This is a genomic window from Dickeya sp. CFBP 2040 (assembly GCF_012273755.1).
GTDB classification, from domain to species: domain Bacteria; phylum Pseudomonadota; class Gammaproteobacteria; order Enterobacterales; family Enterobacteriaceae; genus Dickeya; species Dickeya poaceiphila.
Genome location: NZ_JAAVXH010000084.1, coordinates 80,778 through 97,830, shown reverse-complemented (window position 1 = coordinate 97,830; position 17,053 = coordinate 80,778). Strand labels below are relative to the sequence as shown.

At 54.8% G+C, this 17,053-nt stretch carries 10 protein-coding genes and 1 pseudogene; 8 read left to right on the top strand and 3 right to left on the bottom strand.

Going from position 1 to position 17,053, the window contains the following annotated elements:
* Nucleotides 1-231: 231 nt before the first annotated feature.
* Nucleotides 232-2,022, top strand: coding sequence for a methyl-accepting chemotaxis protein (locus Dpoa2040_RS11475; protein ID WP_168641322.1), 1,791 nt, complete (start codon nt 232-234; stop codon nt 2,020-2,022).
* 104 nt (nt 2,023-2,126) lie between these two features.
* On the opposite strand, the gene rdgC is transcribed toward Dpoa2040_RS11475, so the two are convergent.
* On the bottom strand, nt 2,127-3,038 hold the full coding sequence (rdgC, locus tag Dpoa2040_RS11470) for a recombination-associated protein RdgC (protein WP_168641321.1): 912 nt from the start codon (nt 3,036-3,038) through the stop codon (nt 2,127-2,129).
* A 170-nt stretch (nt 3,039-3,208) separates the two neighbouring features.
* On the opposite strand from rdgC, the pseudogene mak reads away from it, so the two are divergent.
* Nucleotides 3,209-4,117 (top strand): annotated as a pseudogene (gene mak / locus Dpoa2040_RS11465) (fructokinase).
* A 40-nt stretch (nt 4,118-4,157) separates the two neighbouring features.
* Here mak and Dpoa2040_RS11460 read toward each other — a convergent pair.
* Both Dpoa2040_RS11460 and sbcD read right to left on the bottom strand, forming a co-directional pair.
* A complete protein-coding gene (locus Dpoa2040_RS11460) occupies nt 4,158-7,841 on the bottom strand; it encodes an AAA family ATPase (protein WP_168641320.1) in 3,684 nt (1,227 codons plus the stop codon).
* Nucleotides 7,838-9,070 (bottom strand): exonuclease subunit SbcD, encoded by a 1,233-nt coding sequence (sbcD, locus tag Dpoa2040_RS11455; RefSeq protein ID WP_168641319.1) that lies wholly within the window; start codon nt 9,068-9,070, stop codon nt 7,838-7,840. The genes Dpoa2040_RS11460 and sbcD overlap by 4 nt, the downstream gene beginning before the upstream one ends.
* 310 nt (nt 9,071-9,380) lie before the next feature.
* Between sbcD and phoB the strand changes: the two genes are divergently transcribed.
* The 6 genes from phoB (at nt 9,381) to proY (ending at nt 16,986) form a co-directional block, all read left to right on the top strand.
* Nucleotides 9,381-10,070: a phosphate response regulator transcription factor PhoB gene (phoB, locus tag Dpoa2040_RS11450; RefSeq protein ID WP_012770778.1), complete on the top strand. Its 690-nt coding sequence runs from the start codon at nt 9,381-9,383 to the stop codon at nt 10,068-10,070.
* Between the two features lie 27 nt (nt 10,071-10,097).
* Nucleotides 10,098-11,420 (top strand): phosphate regulon sensor histidine kinase PhoR, encoded by a 1,323-nt coding sequence (gene phoR, locus Dpoa2040_RS11445; RefSeq protein ID WP_042869234.1) that lies wholly within the window; start codon nt 10,098-10,100, stop codon nt 11,418-11,420.
* Nucleotides 11,421-11,502: 82 nt separating this feature from the next.
* Entirely contained in the window at nt 11,503-12,477 is a 975-nt protein-coding gene (locus Dpoa2040_RS11440; protein ID WP_042869236.1) for a PstS family phosphate ABC transporter substrate-binding protein, read from the top strand.
* A 221-nt stretch (nt 12,478-12,698) separates the two neighbouring features.
* Nucleotides 12,699-13,814 (top strand): cobalamin-independent methionine synthase II family protein, encoded by a 1,116-nt coding sequence (locus Dpoa2040_RS11435; RefSeq protein WP_168641318.1) that lies wholly within the window; start codon nt 12,699-12,701, stop codon nt 13,812-13,814.
* A gap of 400 nt (nt 13,815-14,214) precedes the next feature.
* Complete coding sequence (gene brnQ / locus Dpoa2040_RS11430) at nt 14,215-15,534, top strand: branched-chain amino acid transport system II carrier protein (RefSeq protein WP_168641325.1); 1,320 nt, start codon at nt 14,215-14,217, stop codon at nt 15,532-15,534.
* Nucleotides 15,535-15,633: 99 nt separating this feature from the next.
* Nucleotides 15,634-16,986, top strand: a complete 1,353-nt coding sequence (gene proY / locus Dpoa2040_RS11425; protein ID WP_168641324.1) for a proline-specific permease ProY — start codon at nt 15,634-15,636, stop codon at nt 16,984-16,986.
* Nucleotides 16,987-17,053 lie beyond the last annotated feature (67 nt).

The following is a 17,053-nucleotide window of genomic DNA, read 5'->3' as shown; positions in this document are numbered from 1 at the left end:
AATGGTATATTTTTTTCTTATGAGAGAAATTTCAGATAAATCTGTAAATCTGTCATCCGCCATTGTATTTTCCTGTAGGACGACCTTTCTTTTGGCTGCGGAACTGTAGTCCATGTGGTTGAGAGGCAAGATTTTGGGTTGACTGTTTCATTTTTTCGAATGGAATGCCTCTTAACCAAGGAGGCGATCGTTGTAGTTATCTAAAAACATTTCAATAATGGCGTGGTTACTATGCTCAAAACTATTCGCGCTCGTATTTTGTCCGTGTGTACGGCTATCATCGTGGTCGCTTTGGTAATTAATACTTTTTTGAATTATCAGGTGACCGAAAAATATAACGATGAATCCATTAATAACCTGCTTACCGCCGTGACGGCTGGTCACAGCCTGGCTATCAGCGATTGGGTTGCTGCTAAAAAACAAATCATTACGTCACTCAATAGCGTGGCGTTGACCAATAATGAACCGATCCCGGTGTTCAAAGAGATGGCAGCAGCAGGCAGTTTCATCAACGTGTATATGGGATATGCCAATCATACGGCTAAATTCTCCGACCCCGGCGGCATTCCGGCTAATTATGATCCAACGGTTCGCCCCTGGTATCAGCAGGCAGTGAGGGAAGGAAAAGCTGTTGCGACCGCGCCTTATCTGGATATGGCGACCAATACCATTGTGGTGTCGTTTGTGGCGCCGGTATTGGATGGCGGCAGCGTTAAGGGCGTACTGGGCAGCGACGTAACCATGGATAGCGTCATCGCCAACGTCAAAACTATCCACCCGACGCCCTCCAGTTATGGCATTCTTATTCAGGCGGATGGCACCATCATTGCCCACCCGGATGCTAAACTCACGCTGAAAAAATTGACCGAGATTGCGCCCGCATTGAACCTGGGACAGGTGCTGAAATCCAGCACCCCGGTACAACTGAGCATCAGTGGACGTGACATGCTGGTGAAAACCCAGCTGGTTGCCGGTACTGACTGGTATGTGCTGGTTGCGCTGGACAAGGCTGAAGCCACCGCCGGCATGGGGTCGCTGCTGTGGACATCGGTGATCGCACTGGTGGTCATCAGCATTCTGGGGACGATCGTGCTGGGGCTATTGATCAACGCATTGCTCAAACGCCTGTTGCAGATCCGCGATGCGATGGATGATATCAGTCACGGCAACAACGACTTAACCCAACGGTTGCCTGATGAAGGCCATGACGAAGTGTCGCAAATAGCCCGTTCATTCAACAGTTTTGTCGATAAGCTCAGCATGATCATGCTGCAGATTCGTGACATCAGCGCGTCGCTGCAAACGGCGACGGACGAAGTGGCGACCGGCAACAATGATCTGGCATCCCGTACTGAGGCGGCAGCGGCCAGTCTGCAGCAGACTGCCGCCGCGCTGGAGCAAATCTCCGCGACTGTCACTCAGTCGGCCAGTTCTGCCCGTCAGGTGAACGACCGTGCGCTGGATTTGGCGAACGACGCCAGTGCCGGTGGCAAAGTGGTATCTGAAGTTATCAATACCATGGAAGAGATTGAGGTGGCGTCAGGCAAAATTGGCGACATCATCGGGGTTATCGACGGTATCGCCTTCCAGACCAACATTCTGGCGCTGAACGCGGCGGTGGAAGCAGCTCGTGCAGGAGAGCAAGGGCGTGGTTTTGCGGTAGTCGCGGGTGAAGTACGCTCGCTGGCGCAACGCAGCGCGCAGGCAGCGAAAGAGATTAAGGCGCTGATTGAATCCACCGTGCAGAGTGTGAATGCCGGTTCGCGGCAGGTGCGTCAGGCTGGTAATACCATGAACGAGATTGTCGGCGGCGTATCTTCCGTTACCACCGTGATGTCGGAAATCACCCATGCGTCAGAGGAACAGATGCGCGGCATTCAGGAGATCAACAAAGCAGTCGCGCAACTGGATTCGATGGTGCAACAGAATGCGGCCATGGTGCAGGAAGCGGCGTCCGCGTTTGCGTCGTTGCAGTCGCAGTCTGAAGAACTGCACTCTTCCATCAGTCACTTCAGGCTGTAAATCGGCTTCAGTTGTAAATCATCGTTCAGTTTGTCTGTCATCAGTGCGCCGGCTTATCCGGCGCACTGTACTATCCGGTGCACTGTACTATGAAGCTGCGGGGATTAGCGCTGGGCCTCGCCCCCTAACGCTTCTGTCAGGCTGGCTATCAGCGCCGCCACTTCACCGGTCATCAGCGTAAAGTCGGCGTCAAACCGCTGCGCCACGTCTTCCCGGTCGATATCATCGTTTTGCTCGCGCAGTGTATCAGCGAATTTCAGCCGTTTGAGTGAGCCGTCGTCCGACAGTACCAGTTGGATGCGTTCCTGCCAGTCCAGCGCCAGTTTGGTCACTACCTTGCCTGCTTCGATATGTGTGGCGATTTCATCACTGACCAGCTCCTGTTTCTTGCAGCGAATCACGCCGCCGTCTTCCAGTACCGCTTTCAGCTCGGCTTCGTCCTGTAAAGTAAAACCTGCCGGCGTCTGGCCGGAGCGGACCCACTCGGTCAGCGTCAGCTCAATCGGGTTTTCCATAGTCAATGGCACCACCGGCAATGAACCCAGCGTTTTACGCAACAACGCCAGCGTATCCTCAGCTCTTTTGGCGCTGGCGGCATCTACCATAATCAGATGATTGACGGTGTCTATCCATAGCGAAATCTGGCTAAAGCGGCTGAATGCGCGAGGCAGCAGGCTGTGCAGCACCTCATCTTTCAGCGAATCCTTTTCGGTTTTCTTCAGCTTGCGGTGTTGCTCGCCTTCCAGTTTGTCGATTCTGGCTTGTAATGCCTGCTTGATAACGGGAGCGGGCAGGATCTTCTCTTCTTTGCGAGCGCAGATCAAAATCTGACCGTTGACTGCGTGGGTAAGCGCATCGCCGTGTGGCCCCATCGGCGAAACCCAGCCGGTTTTGGTCAGGTCCTGACTACCACAGGGAGTAAACGCGAGGGAGGCCAGCTGTGTCTCCAGGGCGTCCGCAGAGAGGCTGATATCGCGGCTCAGGCGATAAATCATCAAGTTTTTAAACCACAGCATTTTTCTTCCCAGACTGGCGCGTCTCTGGCGCGATCCCACGTATAACACGGGGACAGGTTTCAAGACGCAGGGGTTATTCGCAGCGGGCATAATAACGAATTGTGGTGGGAGACGGTACGATAATGTCATCATCAGCAACACGCGAGTTCGGCGGATTAACAGGAGGCAACGTGCGAATAGGTATTGATTTGGGCGGCACTAAAATCGAGGTGATTGCACTGACGGATGATGGCGTCGAGGCGTTTCGCCATCGTGTAGCGACGCCGCGCCACGATTATCGTCAAACCCTGCAAGCCATTGCCGACCTGGTGGATATGGCGGAGCAGTCCACCGGGCAGCGTGGCAGTGTGGGGGTGGGCATTCCCGGTACGCTGTCGCCGGTAACCGGACGGGTCAAAAATGCCAATTCAGTCTGGCTGAATCAGCAACCGCTGGATCAGGATTTGGCGCAGCTGCTGGGAAGGCCGGTACGGGTGGCGAACGATGCCAACTGCTTTGCCGTGTCCGAGGCGGTCGATGGCGCGGCGGTGGGGGCCGGCAAGGTATTTGCGGTGATTATCGGCACCGGTTGTGGCGCTGGAATCGCGTTGAATGGGCTGGTGCACAGCGGACGTAACGGTGTGGCTGGCGAATGGGGGCATAACCCGCTGCCGTGGATGGATGCCGACGAATGACGCGACCAGCAGGCGATGCCCTGCTATTGTGGCCGCATGGGGTGCATCGAAACCTTTATTTCCGGCACTGGTTTTAGCATGGATTATCAGCGCTTGAGCGGTCATGCACGTAACGGGCATGAGATTATCGCGCTGATGGAGCAGGGTGACAGGCTGGCGGAACAGGCATTACAACGCTATGAACAGCGGTTGGCGAAATCGCTGGCGCACATCGTTAACGTGCTGGACCCGGATGTCATTGTGCTGGGGGGCGGCATGAGCAACGTTAAGCGATTGTATGACACTGTGCCCACGTTGCTGAAACAGTGGGTGTTTGGCGGCGAATGCGATACGCCGGTTCGACAGGCGATGCATGGTGACTCCAGCGGCGTGCGCGGTGCTGCCTGGCTGTGGCCGCGGGAGTGATAAGCGTCAGTGAGGACGTCAGGTGCGTCCCCGGCTGGCGTTATTTCACAGCGTAAGTGCTGTCGAGCTGGCTGATGCCAAGACCGTTGCGTTTTCTAACCCGGATCTGCACCTGTATGCGGTCTTTCATCGCTTCCACATGGCTTATTACGCCGATGGTCTTACCGGAGGCGTTGAGATTGTCCAGCACGTCCAGTGCGGTATCCAGCGTCTCGCCGTCCAGTGTGCCGAAACCTTCGTCAAGGAACAGGGAGTCGATGCGGGTTTTAGCGCTAACCAAATCGGACAATGCCAGTGCCAGCGCCAGGCTGACCAGAAAACTTTCGCCGCCCGACAGTGTCCGGGTATCGCGGATAGCATCAGCCTGCCAGGTATCGGCCACTTGCAGCTCCAGCGTGTCGGACGCTTTGCGTTGCAGCAGATAACGCCCATGCAGGCGCGATAACTGACGGTTGGCCAGAAATACCAGATGATCCAACGTCAATCCCTGAGCGAAGCGGCGGAATTTATCGCCTTTCTGCGATCCGATTAGCTGATTGAGGTAGCCCCAGTCGTCGCAGACTTGCTGACCGCGTGTGATCGCTTCCAGTAACTGGCGCTGCTTATCGCGGCGTTGCTGATCGCTGGTCAGCTGTTGACGCAGCTCACCCTGGCGTTCGACTTCGACTTTTACCATGTCTCCGAGGCTGGAGATCAACTGACGAATATCCCAGTCATTGATGCCTTCCGGCATCGACTCCGGACGAGTCGTCATATGTTGCTCCAGCGCGCTATCCGCCTGTTGTAACAAGGCATCTACCTGTTGCTGGCGTTGGCTGAGTCGCTCTTTTAGCGCGATGAGTTGATGGCGTTCGGCTTCGTCCATCAACGCCTGGCGAAAAGCCGCTTCATCACTGAATCCGGCGGTGGTGAGTTCTTCCTCAAACTGAGCCTGAAGTTGTTGCAACGCGGCGTCGGCATGTTGGTTTTGCTGTTCCAGACTGCCGATTTCACCGCTAAGGCGACTTTGCAGCGATTGCCCTTGTTGCCATTGCTGTTGCGCTTGCTGGCTCTCCAGCTCCAGAGTCTGGCTGATTTGCCGCAATTGCTTCAGTACGTCGTTGACTGCCTGATTGCCCAGCAATTGCCAGCGTTGTTGCTGGGCTTGTTCCAGCGTGCGTTGGGTTTCTGCTAACTGTTGCTGGCCGGTTTTGATGGCTGCCTCGGTTTCTTCCAGCCGTTGCTGACTGGCGATGATTTCAGCTTCCAGTGCGGCGAATTGCGGCTTGCACTGATGCTGTTCGTGCTCGTTTTCCTGCCAGCGCAGCCATTCCGTTTGACGTTGGCGCAGCCACTCTTCCTGTTGGGTGAGCGTCGGCACGGTTAGCCCGAAGGTGTCCAGCGTCTGGCTGAGACTGTCGTGCAGACGCTGCAATTCGTTTTCGGTTTTTTCCAGTAATAACCGCAGTTCTTCCCGTGATGCCTGCAAAGAGGCGTGCTGCTGCGTGTTCAGTTCCAGTTGTTGTAAGGTTTGCGCCAGCAGTTGCTGCGCTGAAGTCAGTAAATCCTTACTTTCCTGAATATGGCGTTGATTGCGCTCACGGCTGGCGATTTGTGCCTGCAGCGACTGTTCCTGCGCGTCACAAGCTTCAATCCACTGGTGCAGCGCTGACAGTTGTAACGGATCGAAGTCAACAAGTAAGCGTTTACTGACAGACTGGCACTGTAGCCGCAGCGACTCGAAATCGCGCTGGACACTCTCAAGCGAATTTTGCTGCTGTTGGCGGTGCTGTTTTTGCAACTGCAACTGGGTTTCGGTCTGCACGACGCTGGCTTTTAGCGCTTCCACTTCCTGACGCAATACGTACAACCGAAGTTGGGTTTCCGATGGCCGCAACGCCTGATAGCGCTCTACCGCCGGGTGATGAGGCGACCCGCATAGCGGACACTCTTTGCCCGGCTGTAATTGCTGGCGTTCACGTTCCAGGCTGACAATGTGCTGTTCCAGTTCATAACGCTTGTCGAGATCCGCCAGATGCTCAGCCTGGCGCTGATAGTCCTGACGTTGTTGCTGTTGTTGATCTTCCAACGCATGAACACGCCGTTGGGTATCACGCTGTTGTGCTTCCAGCAAGGTGCGCTGACTGATCAGCTGTTGCAGCACGGCGACGCCGGTAGCCAGTTGCTGACGATCGGGTCGTTCCGCCATGCGCTGCGCCAGTTGCTGGCGCAGGTCTGCCAGCGGGTGTTCCGCTTCCAGTTGCTTATCCTGTTGCAGATGATCGTTCAGCAGTTGTTGGGCGCGTTCGCAGGCGCTCTGCTGCGCCTGATGTTTTTCTGCCAGTGAGGCGCGCTGCTGGTCAAGGTACTCTGCCTGAATCTGTTGCGCTGCTGCTTTTTCCTGCAACACGTGTAAATCCTGCTGCCATTTCAACTGCTGGGGAAATTGCGTTTGCCACAAAGGAATATGGCTGCCCAGATGCTGATGGCGGCTATGTCGCTGGCGATAGGTTTCGATGTCTTGCAACCGCTGTTGTGCCTGTTCTTGCTGGCGCTGCAATCTGGCCACGCCGGCAATCAGCGTTTTTTGTTGCTCAAGCAGATTATCCAGCGTTTGCTGCTGCTGGGCGCGCTGTGCCTGCAAGGTGGCGATGCGGTGGTCAAGCGGCAGAATTCGCTCATTAATCAGGGTTTCCTGCTGCTGGCGCTGTTCGGCGTGCTGCTGACGGGCAGACAACGCTTTTTCCAGCTGTATTTTCAGTAGATTGAGTGCGTCCTGCTGGCGTCTGATCTGTTGGTGAACACTCGTCAATTGCTGGGTTAGCCGCTGCTTTTCCCGCTGCGCGCGTGCGCGCTCGTCATAGCGTGGGCGCAACTTTTCCGCCGGTTCGCTACGTTGCAATTTATCCAGTTGCGGTTGCGATTGTTGCTGTAATTGCTGTTGCGCGGTTTGCTGCTGCTGTGCCTGTTTCTGTGTCTGCTGGAGTTGCAGCAGCGTCTCGTACCAACGCTGATGCGCCAGTATTTCTTCCCGGTGCAACGACAGTGATTGCTCCTGCTGGCGGATGGCTTCCAGTTGTTGCTCCAGTTCCTGGCGCTGTTCATCGCTCAGCAATTCCAGTGTGGCGACCTTTGCCCGCAAGGTTTCCAGTTGGCTCTGGGCCTCTTTATGCTTCTCGAATACCCGCTCTGAGATCTGACCGTAGATGTCGGTGCCGGTCAGTTCTTCAAGCAGTTCGGCCCGTTGATTGGCGTCGGCGTTGAGGAAAGCGGCAAACTGCCCCTGAGACAACATCATCGATTTGGTGAAACGATCAAAATCCAGACCGGTGATATCGGCGATCATCGCCAGTTTTTCGTTCACCTTATCAGTGAGAATCTTGCCGCTGGCACACAACGCCATCTCTACTTTGGGCGGTTGCAGGTTGCCTTCCGGGCTGTTGTGGGCGCGGTGCTGGCTCCAGAAGGCGCGGTAGGCGACGTTTTTCACCTCGAATTCGACTTCGGCCAGACACTCGGCGGTGTGGCGCGTCATCAGTTCGTTTTGGCTGGGGCTGACCTTCAGGCGTGGCGTTTGGTGGTACAACGCCAGGCAGATGGCGTCCAGCAATGTCGTTTTACCTGCACCGGTGGGACCGGTAATGGCGAACAGACTATTGTTGACGAAGGGTTCGCGGGTGAAGTCGATTTTCCATTCGCCCTGCAACGAGTTAAGGTTTTTCAGACGCAGGCTAAGAATCTTCATGCGGATGTCTCCTGTCGCTGTGCGTCTATCTCTTGCATAATCCGGTTGAACAATCCTTTCAGGCGTTGCTGATGCGCCTCATCCAGGTCTGCCTCCAGCGCCAGACGCCGCTCAAATACTTCGGCAGGCTGCAACTCTTCCAACGTTTCTTTCTCCAGTTGCACCAGCATTTGTTGCTGTTGTTCTCGCGCGCGACGCAGCAGCAGCACTTCCACATTCAACGGTTCGGTCAGCGTTTGAATGTGTTGTTGCATGTCGCTCAGGTAGTCCTGCGTGGCGATCTCAATATCCAGCCACACGGGTTTGTCGCCATGATAGTCACGGAATCCGGCGAGACGGCGTTCGATCTCCGGCAAATTGCCTTTCACCAGTTGCATAGGTTGTTCAGTCGGCACCGTCAGCGCAGTGACCTCTTGTAATTTGCCCTGTTCAAAGTGCACCAGATAGACCGATTTCTCATGATTCAACTCGTCAAAGCTTAGCGGGATAGGCGAGCCGCTGTAACGGATATGCTCGCATTGCGCCACCCGCTGTGGGCGATGAATATGACCAAGCGCAATATAGTCTGCCGGGGGGAAAGCTTGTGCCGGAAAGGCGTCTAACGTGCCGATATAAATATCACGCACCGAGTCGGAAGTGGCGACGCCCACTGTGGTGAGGTGTCCGGTCATCACAATCGGCAACGCCCGACCCAGCGTGGCACGCTGTTCGCAGGCAAGCTGGTAACTGTGCTGATAATGGCTGGCGATAGCATCTTGTAATGCTTGCTGTTTTTGTGCGCCAGACTGGCCTGCCTGGCTGGTGAGCAGGTCGCGTGCGCGCAGGAATGGGATAGCACACAACAATGCGCCTGGCTCGCCGGCACGGTTGTTCAGCACCAGCACCTGCTGGTGGATATCGCCCTCAAAGCCAGCCACTACCTGGGTATTCAGGCAGGCCAGCAGCGCGCGTGATTCGTTCAGCGTGGCGACCGAGTCATGGTTGCCGCCCATCACCACCAACTGGCAACCGGTGTGCTGCAACGCGACGACAAACTGATTGTACATTTCACGGGCGTAACTGGGCGGTGCGCCGGTGTCGAACACATCACCTGCTACTATTACTGCATCAACCTGATATTGCTCAACCTGCTCAACCAGCCAGTGCAAAAATGCCTGATGCTCAGGCGCACGGCTCCGGGTATAAAAGTACTGACCGAGATGCCAGTCAGACGTGTGAATAATTCGCATGAGACTCCCTGCAGGTGAGTGCAAACGACATGTTGTTTTTGGCGGTGTTGATGGACAACGGACCATCCGGGTACCGTTGTTATGGCAAAACGCCGCGTCTTTATCATCGGCGATTATAGGTGTGCAGTTTAGGGCATGTCCCATAATATCTAGTCAACCAGCGTGATAGGGGAAAAAATAAGCGCTACGGGTGGCTCTGGTCGCGGTAGTGAGGCCGCCGCCGGCGGGGCCGATTTTTCATAAATCTGTCATAAAACTGACGCATAATGCACACCGCACGCTAACCGTGACGATTAACGGCAGGATTGATATGGCAAGACGTATTTTGGTGGTGGAAGATGAAGCACCGATTCGTGAAATGGTGTGCTTCGTGCTGGAGCAGAACGGCTATCAGCCAGTCGAGGCTGAGGATTATGATAGCGCCGTTACCCGGCTGGCCGAACCTTATCCTGAACTGGTGCTGCTGGACTGGATGCTGCCTGGCGGGTCCGGTTTGCAGTTTATCAAACATATGAAACGCGAAGCGCTGACCAGAGATATTCCGGTCATGATGCTGACCGCCAGAGGTGAAGAAGAAGATCGGGTTCGCGGCCTGGAAGTGGGGGCTGATGATTACATTACTAAACCGTTTTCGCCCAAAGAGTTGGTCGCACGTATCAAAGCAGTAATGCGCCGAATTTCGCCGATGGCGGTGGAAGAAGTGATCGAAATGCGTGGATTAAGCCTGGACCCCTCTTCCCACCGGGTAACCACGGAAGAACACGCGCTGGATATGGGACCGACGGAGTTCAAGCTGCTGCATTTCTTTATGACGCATCCGGAACGGGTATATAGTCGTGAGCAGTTGCTGAATCATGTATGGGGTACTAACGTTTATGTTGAGGACCGTACTGTGGATGTTCATATCCGCCGCTTGCGTAAGGCGCTGGAAACCAGTGGGCACGACAAGATGGTTCAGACTGTTCGGGGAACTGGATACCGTTTTTCAACGCGTTATTGATAACGTGATTCCCGGAGAAAATCTGACGTGCTAGAACGTTTGTCGTGGAAAAAGCTGGCGATGGAGCTGGCTTTTTTTTGTTTACCTGGTGTGTTGCTGGGGCTGATCATCGGTTATCTGCCCTGGTTTCTGCTGGCGTCGGTACTGGCGGCGTTGTGCTGGAACTTCTACAACCAATTGCGCCTGTCTTACTGGCTGTGGGTTGATCGCAGCATGACCCCACCGCCTGGCCGCTGGAGCTGGGAACCGCTGTTTTACGGCCTTTATCAGATGCAACTACGCAACCGCCGCCGTCGGCGTGAGCTGGCGTTGCTGATCAAACGCTTTCGCAGCGGCGCGGAATCGTTGCCGGATGCAGTGGTCATCACCACTGAAGAAGGCGGGATTATTTGGTGTAACCGTCTGGCCCAGCATCTGCTTGGTTTTCGCTGGCCGGAAGACAATGGTCAAAATATCCTCAACCTGCTGCGTTACCCTGAGTTTACCCAGTACATGCAGCAGCAGGATTTCAACCGACCGCTAACGCTAACGTTGAAAAATGCCCACCACGTAGAATTCCGTGTGATGCCTTATTCGGAAGGACAACTACTGATGGTGGCCCGCGACGTGACCCAAATGCATCAGTTGGAAGGCGCACGGCGCAACTTCTTCGCCAACGTCAGCCATGAACTGCGTACACCGTTGACCGTGTTGCAGGGGTATCTGGAGATGATGAGCGATGAATCGTTGGATGGTGCGTTGCAATCTAAGGCGTTGCACACCATGCAGGAGCAAACCCGCCGTATGGATGGGCTGGTGCAGCAATTGCTGACGCTGTCGCGCATCGAAGCCGCCGCGGCTATCGATCTCAGTGAAAAGGTAGATATTCCGCTGATGTTGCGAGTGCTCAAACGTGAAGCGGATACCCTGAGTCAAGGACGTCACGAGATTGTGTTTCGCGTCAACGAACAATTGCAAGTGTTTGGCAACGAAGAGCAGTTGCGTAGCGCGGTGTCGAATCTGGTGTATAACGCGGTTAACCATACGCCACAGGGCACCCGCATTGAAGTGTGCTGGCAGCAAACACCGCAGGGTGCAGAATTTCAGGTTAGCGACAACGGTCCGGGCATTGCTGCCGAACATCTTCCTCGCCTGACCGAGCGTTTTTATCGCGTTGACAAGGCCCGTTCACGCCAGACCGGCGGCAGCGGGTTGGGGCTGGCGATTGTCAAACATGCGCTCAGCCACCACGATTCTCGTCTGGAGATCCTCAGCGAAGAAGGGGCAGGCTCACGCTTCATGTTCACCTTACCAAATCGGTTGATTGTCAGTTCAGTGTTGAGCCAGAACGCGGCGAACCCTCAGTTGTGATAGTGGCGGTGGGGGCTTGATTGTCCCCGCTGCTGTACCGAGAATAGTGTTCCTCTGTTTTTCATCCCGTTGGAAACGACACATGATACCCATTCGTCGCCTGCTTGCCGTGCTGTTGTGTCTGTTTGGTCAGGCTGTTGCTGCGCCGCAGGCGATGCTGGCGGGCAACCTGTCCAGTGCTGGCTCCGACACGCTGGCGAACCTGATGACCTTCTGGGCGGCGGATTTCAGCCAATATTACCCTGGTGTTAACCTGCAAGTTCAGGCCGCTGGCTCGTCTTCGGCACCGACGGCGCTGGCAGCAGGGGCAGCACAATTGGGACCCATGAGCCGACCGATGAAGCGTAGCGAAATCGAAGCATTCGAGCGGCATTATGGCTACGCGCCGACGGCGGTTCCGGTGGCGCTGGATGCGTTGGTCGTGCTGGTTAATCAGGACAACCCGATTACCGGACTGACCGTGCAGCAGCTTGATGCCGTTTTTTCCGTGACACGCCGCTGCGGCGCCGGGAAAGCGGTGCAACGCTGGCAGGAACTGGGGGGGGGCGGCGTCTGGCAACAACGTGCGCTGCTACGCTATGGGCGCAATTCAGCGTCGGGCACCTATGGTTTCTTCAAACAACAGGCGCTGTGCGGCGGCGATTTTCTGCCGCAGGTCAATGAATTACCCGGTTCAGCGTCGGTGGTGCAGGCGGTAGCGGCATCGGTTAATGCCATCGGTTACGCCAGCATCGGTTTTCGTGCCAGCGGAGTGCGCGTGTTGCCGCTGGCGGCCAGCGACAAAGACGATTACGTGTTGCCGACCGCCGACACCATCCGCAGTGGGCGTTACCCCTATACGCGTTATCTCTACATTTACGTCAATAAAGCGCCTGACAAGCCGCTGGAGCCGTTGACCGCTGCGTTTTTGGATCGGGTGTTGTCGGTGTCGGGGCAGGCGTTGGTCAGTCAGGACGGTTATCTGCCATTGCCGGAAATAGCACGTGAGCAGACCAGACAATTACTTGGGCTGGACAATGTGATGCCCACATCGAATAGGGTTCCTGCAACAAACTGATCAGTAACATGAATAAATTTCATGTGTCGTGAAAATTCTTCTATTGCCGTTGAGAAAAACGCATGACAGGATAGCTTCACTTCTAGCCGTCTGGATGGCTAAAAAGTTCAGAGGCGTAATTATTTCCCCTGAAAACAAATTCATCTAACAAACTCATGCATCTGAAAATCTTGCCTGAAAACAGGCTGTGATGGTCAGTTTTTGAAGTACAGGAGCACAGCATGACACAAGCCCTTCCTCCGTTTCGTGCCGATGTCGTCGGCAGTTTATTGCGTCCGGCTGCCATCAAGCAGGCGCGTTTGCAGTTTCAGGCTGGTGAGATTGATGCAGCTGCGCTGCGCCGTGTCGAAGATCAGGAAATTCAACGTGTGGTGGAATTGCAGCGTGCAACGGGTCTGCAGCTGGTGACCGACGGCGAGTTTCGCCGAGCCTGGTGGCATTTCGACTTCTTCGACAGCCTGAACGGCGTGGAACGTTATGAAGCAGAGCAAGGCATTCAGTTTAACGGCGTGCAGACCAAAGCCCGTGGCGTGAAAGTCACTGGCAAGGTCAGTTTTAATCCGCAGCATCCGATGCTGGATGATTTCCGTTTCCTCAATAGCGTGGCTGGCGATGCAGTAGCCAAGATGACCATTCCTAGTCCGAGTGTGCTGCATTTCCGCGGTGGCCGTAAAGTGATTGATAGCACGGTTTACCCCGATCTGGCCGACTACTTCGACGATCTGGCGCTGACCTGGCGTGATGCCATCCGTGCCTTCTATGATGCCGGTTGCCGTTATCTGCAACTGGACGATACGGTGTGGGCTTATCTGTGCTCTGAAGACCAGAGACGCCAGATCAGTGAGCGTGGCGATGACCCGGATTATCTGTGCCGTACCTATGCGCAAGTGCTTAATAAAGCGCTGGAAGGCAAACCGGCCGATTTAGTGGTGGGCCTGCATGTCTGCCGTGGTAATTTCCGCTCTACCTGGATTTCCGAAGGGGGCTATGAACCTGTGGCGGAAACACTGTTCGGGACAGTGAATGTGGATGCCTTTTTCCTCGAATACGATACCGAACGGGCGGGTGGATTTGAGCCGCTGCGCTTCATCAAGCCTGGTCATCAGAAAGTGGTGTTGGGTCTTATCACCACCAAAAACGGGCAATTGGAAAACGCCGATGAAGTACAAAAACGCATTACCGAAGCAACACGCTATGTAGCGCTGGACCAACTGTGCCTGAGCCCACAGTGTGGTTTCGCCTCTACCGAAGAGGGCAATGCGTTGTCGGAAGAGCAGCAATGGGCAAAACTCAAACTGGTCGTGAATATCGCTAACCACGTTTGTCATTGCTGCTAGTCGCCGCTTTGCGCTTTTTTATAACGCCGATATACCCTATCGGCGTTTTTTATTTCTATAAGTTTCTAATATGGATAATGATTGCTCTGTGCTGGAAAATTGAGATGATTTTTCGCGCTATAAACTGTTTTCATGCACAAATCATGTATAGCATGTCGGTGAAAATATAAATTTATATGCTAAATTTATAGTGAAATACAGATTACTATCCTGCTTTATCGATCACGTATTGCCTTTTATTGCTATAAACGTTTTACTTAGGCCCTATTAACGCTGTGCAATAAAACCCCACATCCATAATCCTGCACATCGCACGGACGGCTCGCTCTTCGCGTACGCCGTTTTATGCGCCCGGTTTCTACCGGCAACACCATTTTTACAGGCAACAACAACATACATGATGAGTCATCGTTTAACTTCCAAAGATATCGTGGCATTGGGCTTTATGACCTTTGCTCTGTTTGTCGGCGCTGGGAATATCATTTTTCCGCCGATGGTTGGCCAGCAAGCGGGTGAGCACGTCTGGATTGCGGCACTGGGCTTTCTGATCACGGCGGTGGGTTTGCCGGTGCTGACGGTGATAGCATTGGCCCGTGTAGGCGGCGGTATTGATACGCTCAGTAGCCCTATCGGCAAGAAAGCAGGCGTGTTGCTGGCAACGGTCTGCTATCTGGCGGTCGGGCCGCTGTTTGCTACGCCGCGTACTGCCACGGTCTCGTTCGAAGTCGGTATTGCGCCGCTGGTGGGTGAGGGCGCGACGCCTCTGCTGGTTTATAGCCTGATCTACTTTGCCATCGTGATCGCAATTTCACTCTATCCCGGTCGTCTGTTGGATACTGTTGGTCACATTCTGGCACCAGTGAAAATTATCGCGCTGACTGTACTGGGGATTGCGGCGTTAGTATGGCCGGCAGGTACGCCAGCGCCGACTGCGGAAGCCTACCAACAGGTGCCATTCTCCACCGGTTTCGTTAATGGTTATTTGACCATGGATACGCTGGGTGCGCTGGTGTTCGGTATCGTCATCGTCAATGCGGCCCGTTCCCGTGGTGTGAGTGACGCTGGGTTGTTAACCCGTTACACCATTCTGGCCGGGCTGATTGCGGGGCTGGGATTAACGCTGGTTTATCTGAGCCTGTTCCACCTCGGTTCCTTCAGCGGTTCGCTGGTACCGAACGCGCAGAATGGCGCCGAAATTCTGCACGTTTATGTACAGCACACCTTTGGCAACATGGGCAGCAGTTTCCTGGCGTTGCTGATCTTCATTGCTTGTATGGTCACTGCGGTGGGGCTGACTTGCGCCTGTGCTGAATTCTTCGCCCAGTATCTACCGCTGTCTTACCGCGCACTGGTGTTTGTGTTGGGGCTGTTCTCGATGGTGGTGTCCAATCTGGGGCTGAGTCATTTGATTCAACTGTCAGTGCCGGTGCTGACCGCGATTTACCCGCCGTGCATTGTGCTGGTGTTGTTGAGTTTTACTCGCCGCTGGTGGAATAACAGCACCCATGTCATCGCGCCAGTCATGCTGGTCAGTCTGGTGTTCGGTCTGCTTGACGGCGTCAAGTCGTCCGCCTTCAAAGCATTGCTGCCGGGCTGGACGCAAAGCCTGCCGATGAGCGAACAGGGGCTGGCTTGGTTGCCGCCGTCGCTGGTGATTTTGCTGGTAACGGTGATTTATGACCGTATTACGGGGCGTCAGGAAGTCACCGTACATTCCTGAATAACGGTTGGACGGATGCTTTTCACCACAGGCGTTTGCCTGTGGTTTTTTCGTTTGTAAAGACAGGGTTGCTCATTTATGGAACAACAATCCAAACCTATGGAACAACAATCCAGACTCAAGCGCGGCTTAAGTACGCGGCATATTCGTTTTATCGCACTAGGTTCTGCCATCGGTACCGGGCTGTTTTACGGCTCGGCCAGCGCTATTCAGATGGCGGGGCCCAGTGTGCTACTGGCGTATCTGATTGGCGGCGTGTTCGCTTATATCATTATGCGAGCACTGGGCGAGATGTCCGTCAACAACCCACAGGCCAGCTCTTTTTCCCGCTATGCTCGTGATTATCTCGGTCCGCTGGCCGGATACCTTACTGGCTGGACCTATTGCTTTGAAATGCTGATAGTGGCGATTGCCGACGTTACCGCCTTCGGCATCTATATGGGCGTCTGGTTCCCGGCGGTGCCGCACTGGGTTTGGGTATTGAGTGTGGTGCTGATCATCGGCGCCATCAACCTGATGAACGTTAAAGTGTTTGGTGAGCTGGAGTTTTGGCTGTCGTTTTTCAAGGTCGCCACCATTGTGGTGATGATCGTAGCCGGGGTCGGCATCATCGTTTGGGGGATTGGTAACGGCGGCGAGCCTACCGGCATCCATAATTTGTGGAGCAACGGTGGTTTCTTCAGCAATGGTATAATGGGGATGATTCTGTCGTTGCAGATGGTGATGTTTGCCTACGGCGGCGTGGAGATCATTGGTATCACCGCTGGCGAGGCCAAAGAGCCGCACAAATCCATTCCGCACGCTATTAACTCGGTGCCCTGGCGTATTCTGGTGTTCTATGTCGGCACGCTGTTTGTGATCATGTCGATTTATCCATGGAATCAGGTGGGCACCAACGGTAGCCCGTTCGTGCTGACTTTCCAGCACATGGGCATCACCGCGGCAGCCGGTATCCTGAACTTCGTGGTAATCACCGCTTCGCTCTCCGCCATTAACAGTGATGTGTTTGGTGTTGGCCGCATGTTGCATGGCATGGCGGAACAAGGTCATGCGCCGCAGGTATTTAGCCGACTGTCACGGCGTGGCACACCCTGGGTTACGGTCGTGGTGATGGTGCTGGCGTTGCTGGTGGCGGTGTACCTCAATTACATCATGCCGGAGAAAGTGTTTTTGGTGATTGCCTCGTTGGCGACCTTTGCCACCGTATGGGTGTGGATCATGATTCTATGCTCGCAGATTGCCTTTCGCCGTAAACTGGGCCGCGAGCAAGCTAAAGCGCTGGCGTTTCCACTGCCTGGCGGTGCAGCAACCGCAATGGTCGGTATCGTGTTCCTGGCTTTTATCATTGGGCTGATCGGCTATTTCCCGGATACCCGCATTGCGCTGTACGCGGGGATGGGGTGGATCCTGCTGCTGTTGGCAAGCTACGCCCTTCGTCGGCGTCGCGCCTGAGTAAAACGGTGCGCAAGCCTGCTGCCGAATCGCGGATATAAAAAAAGCCAGCGGCGAAACCGCTGGC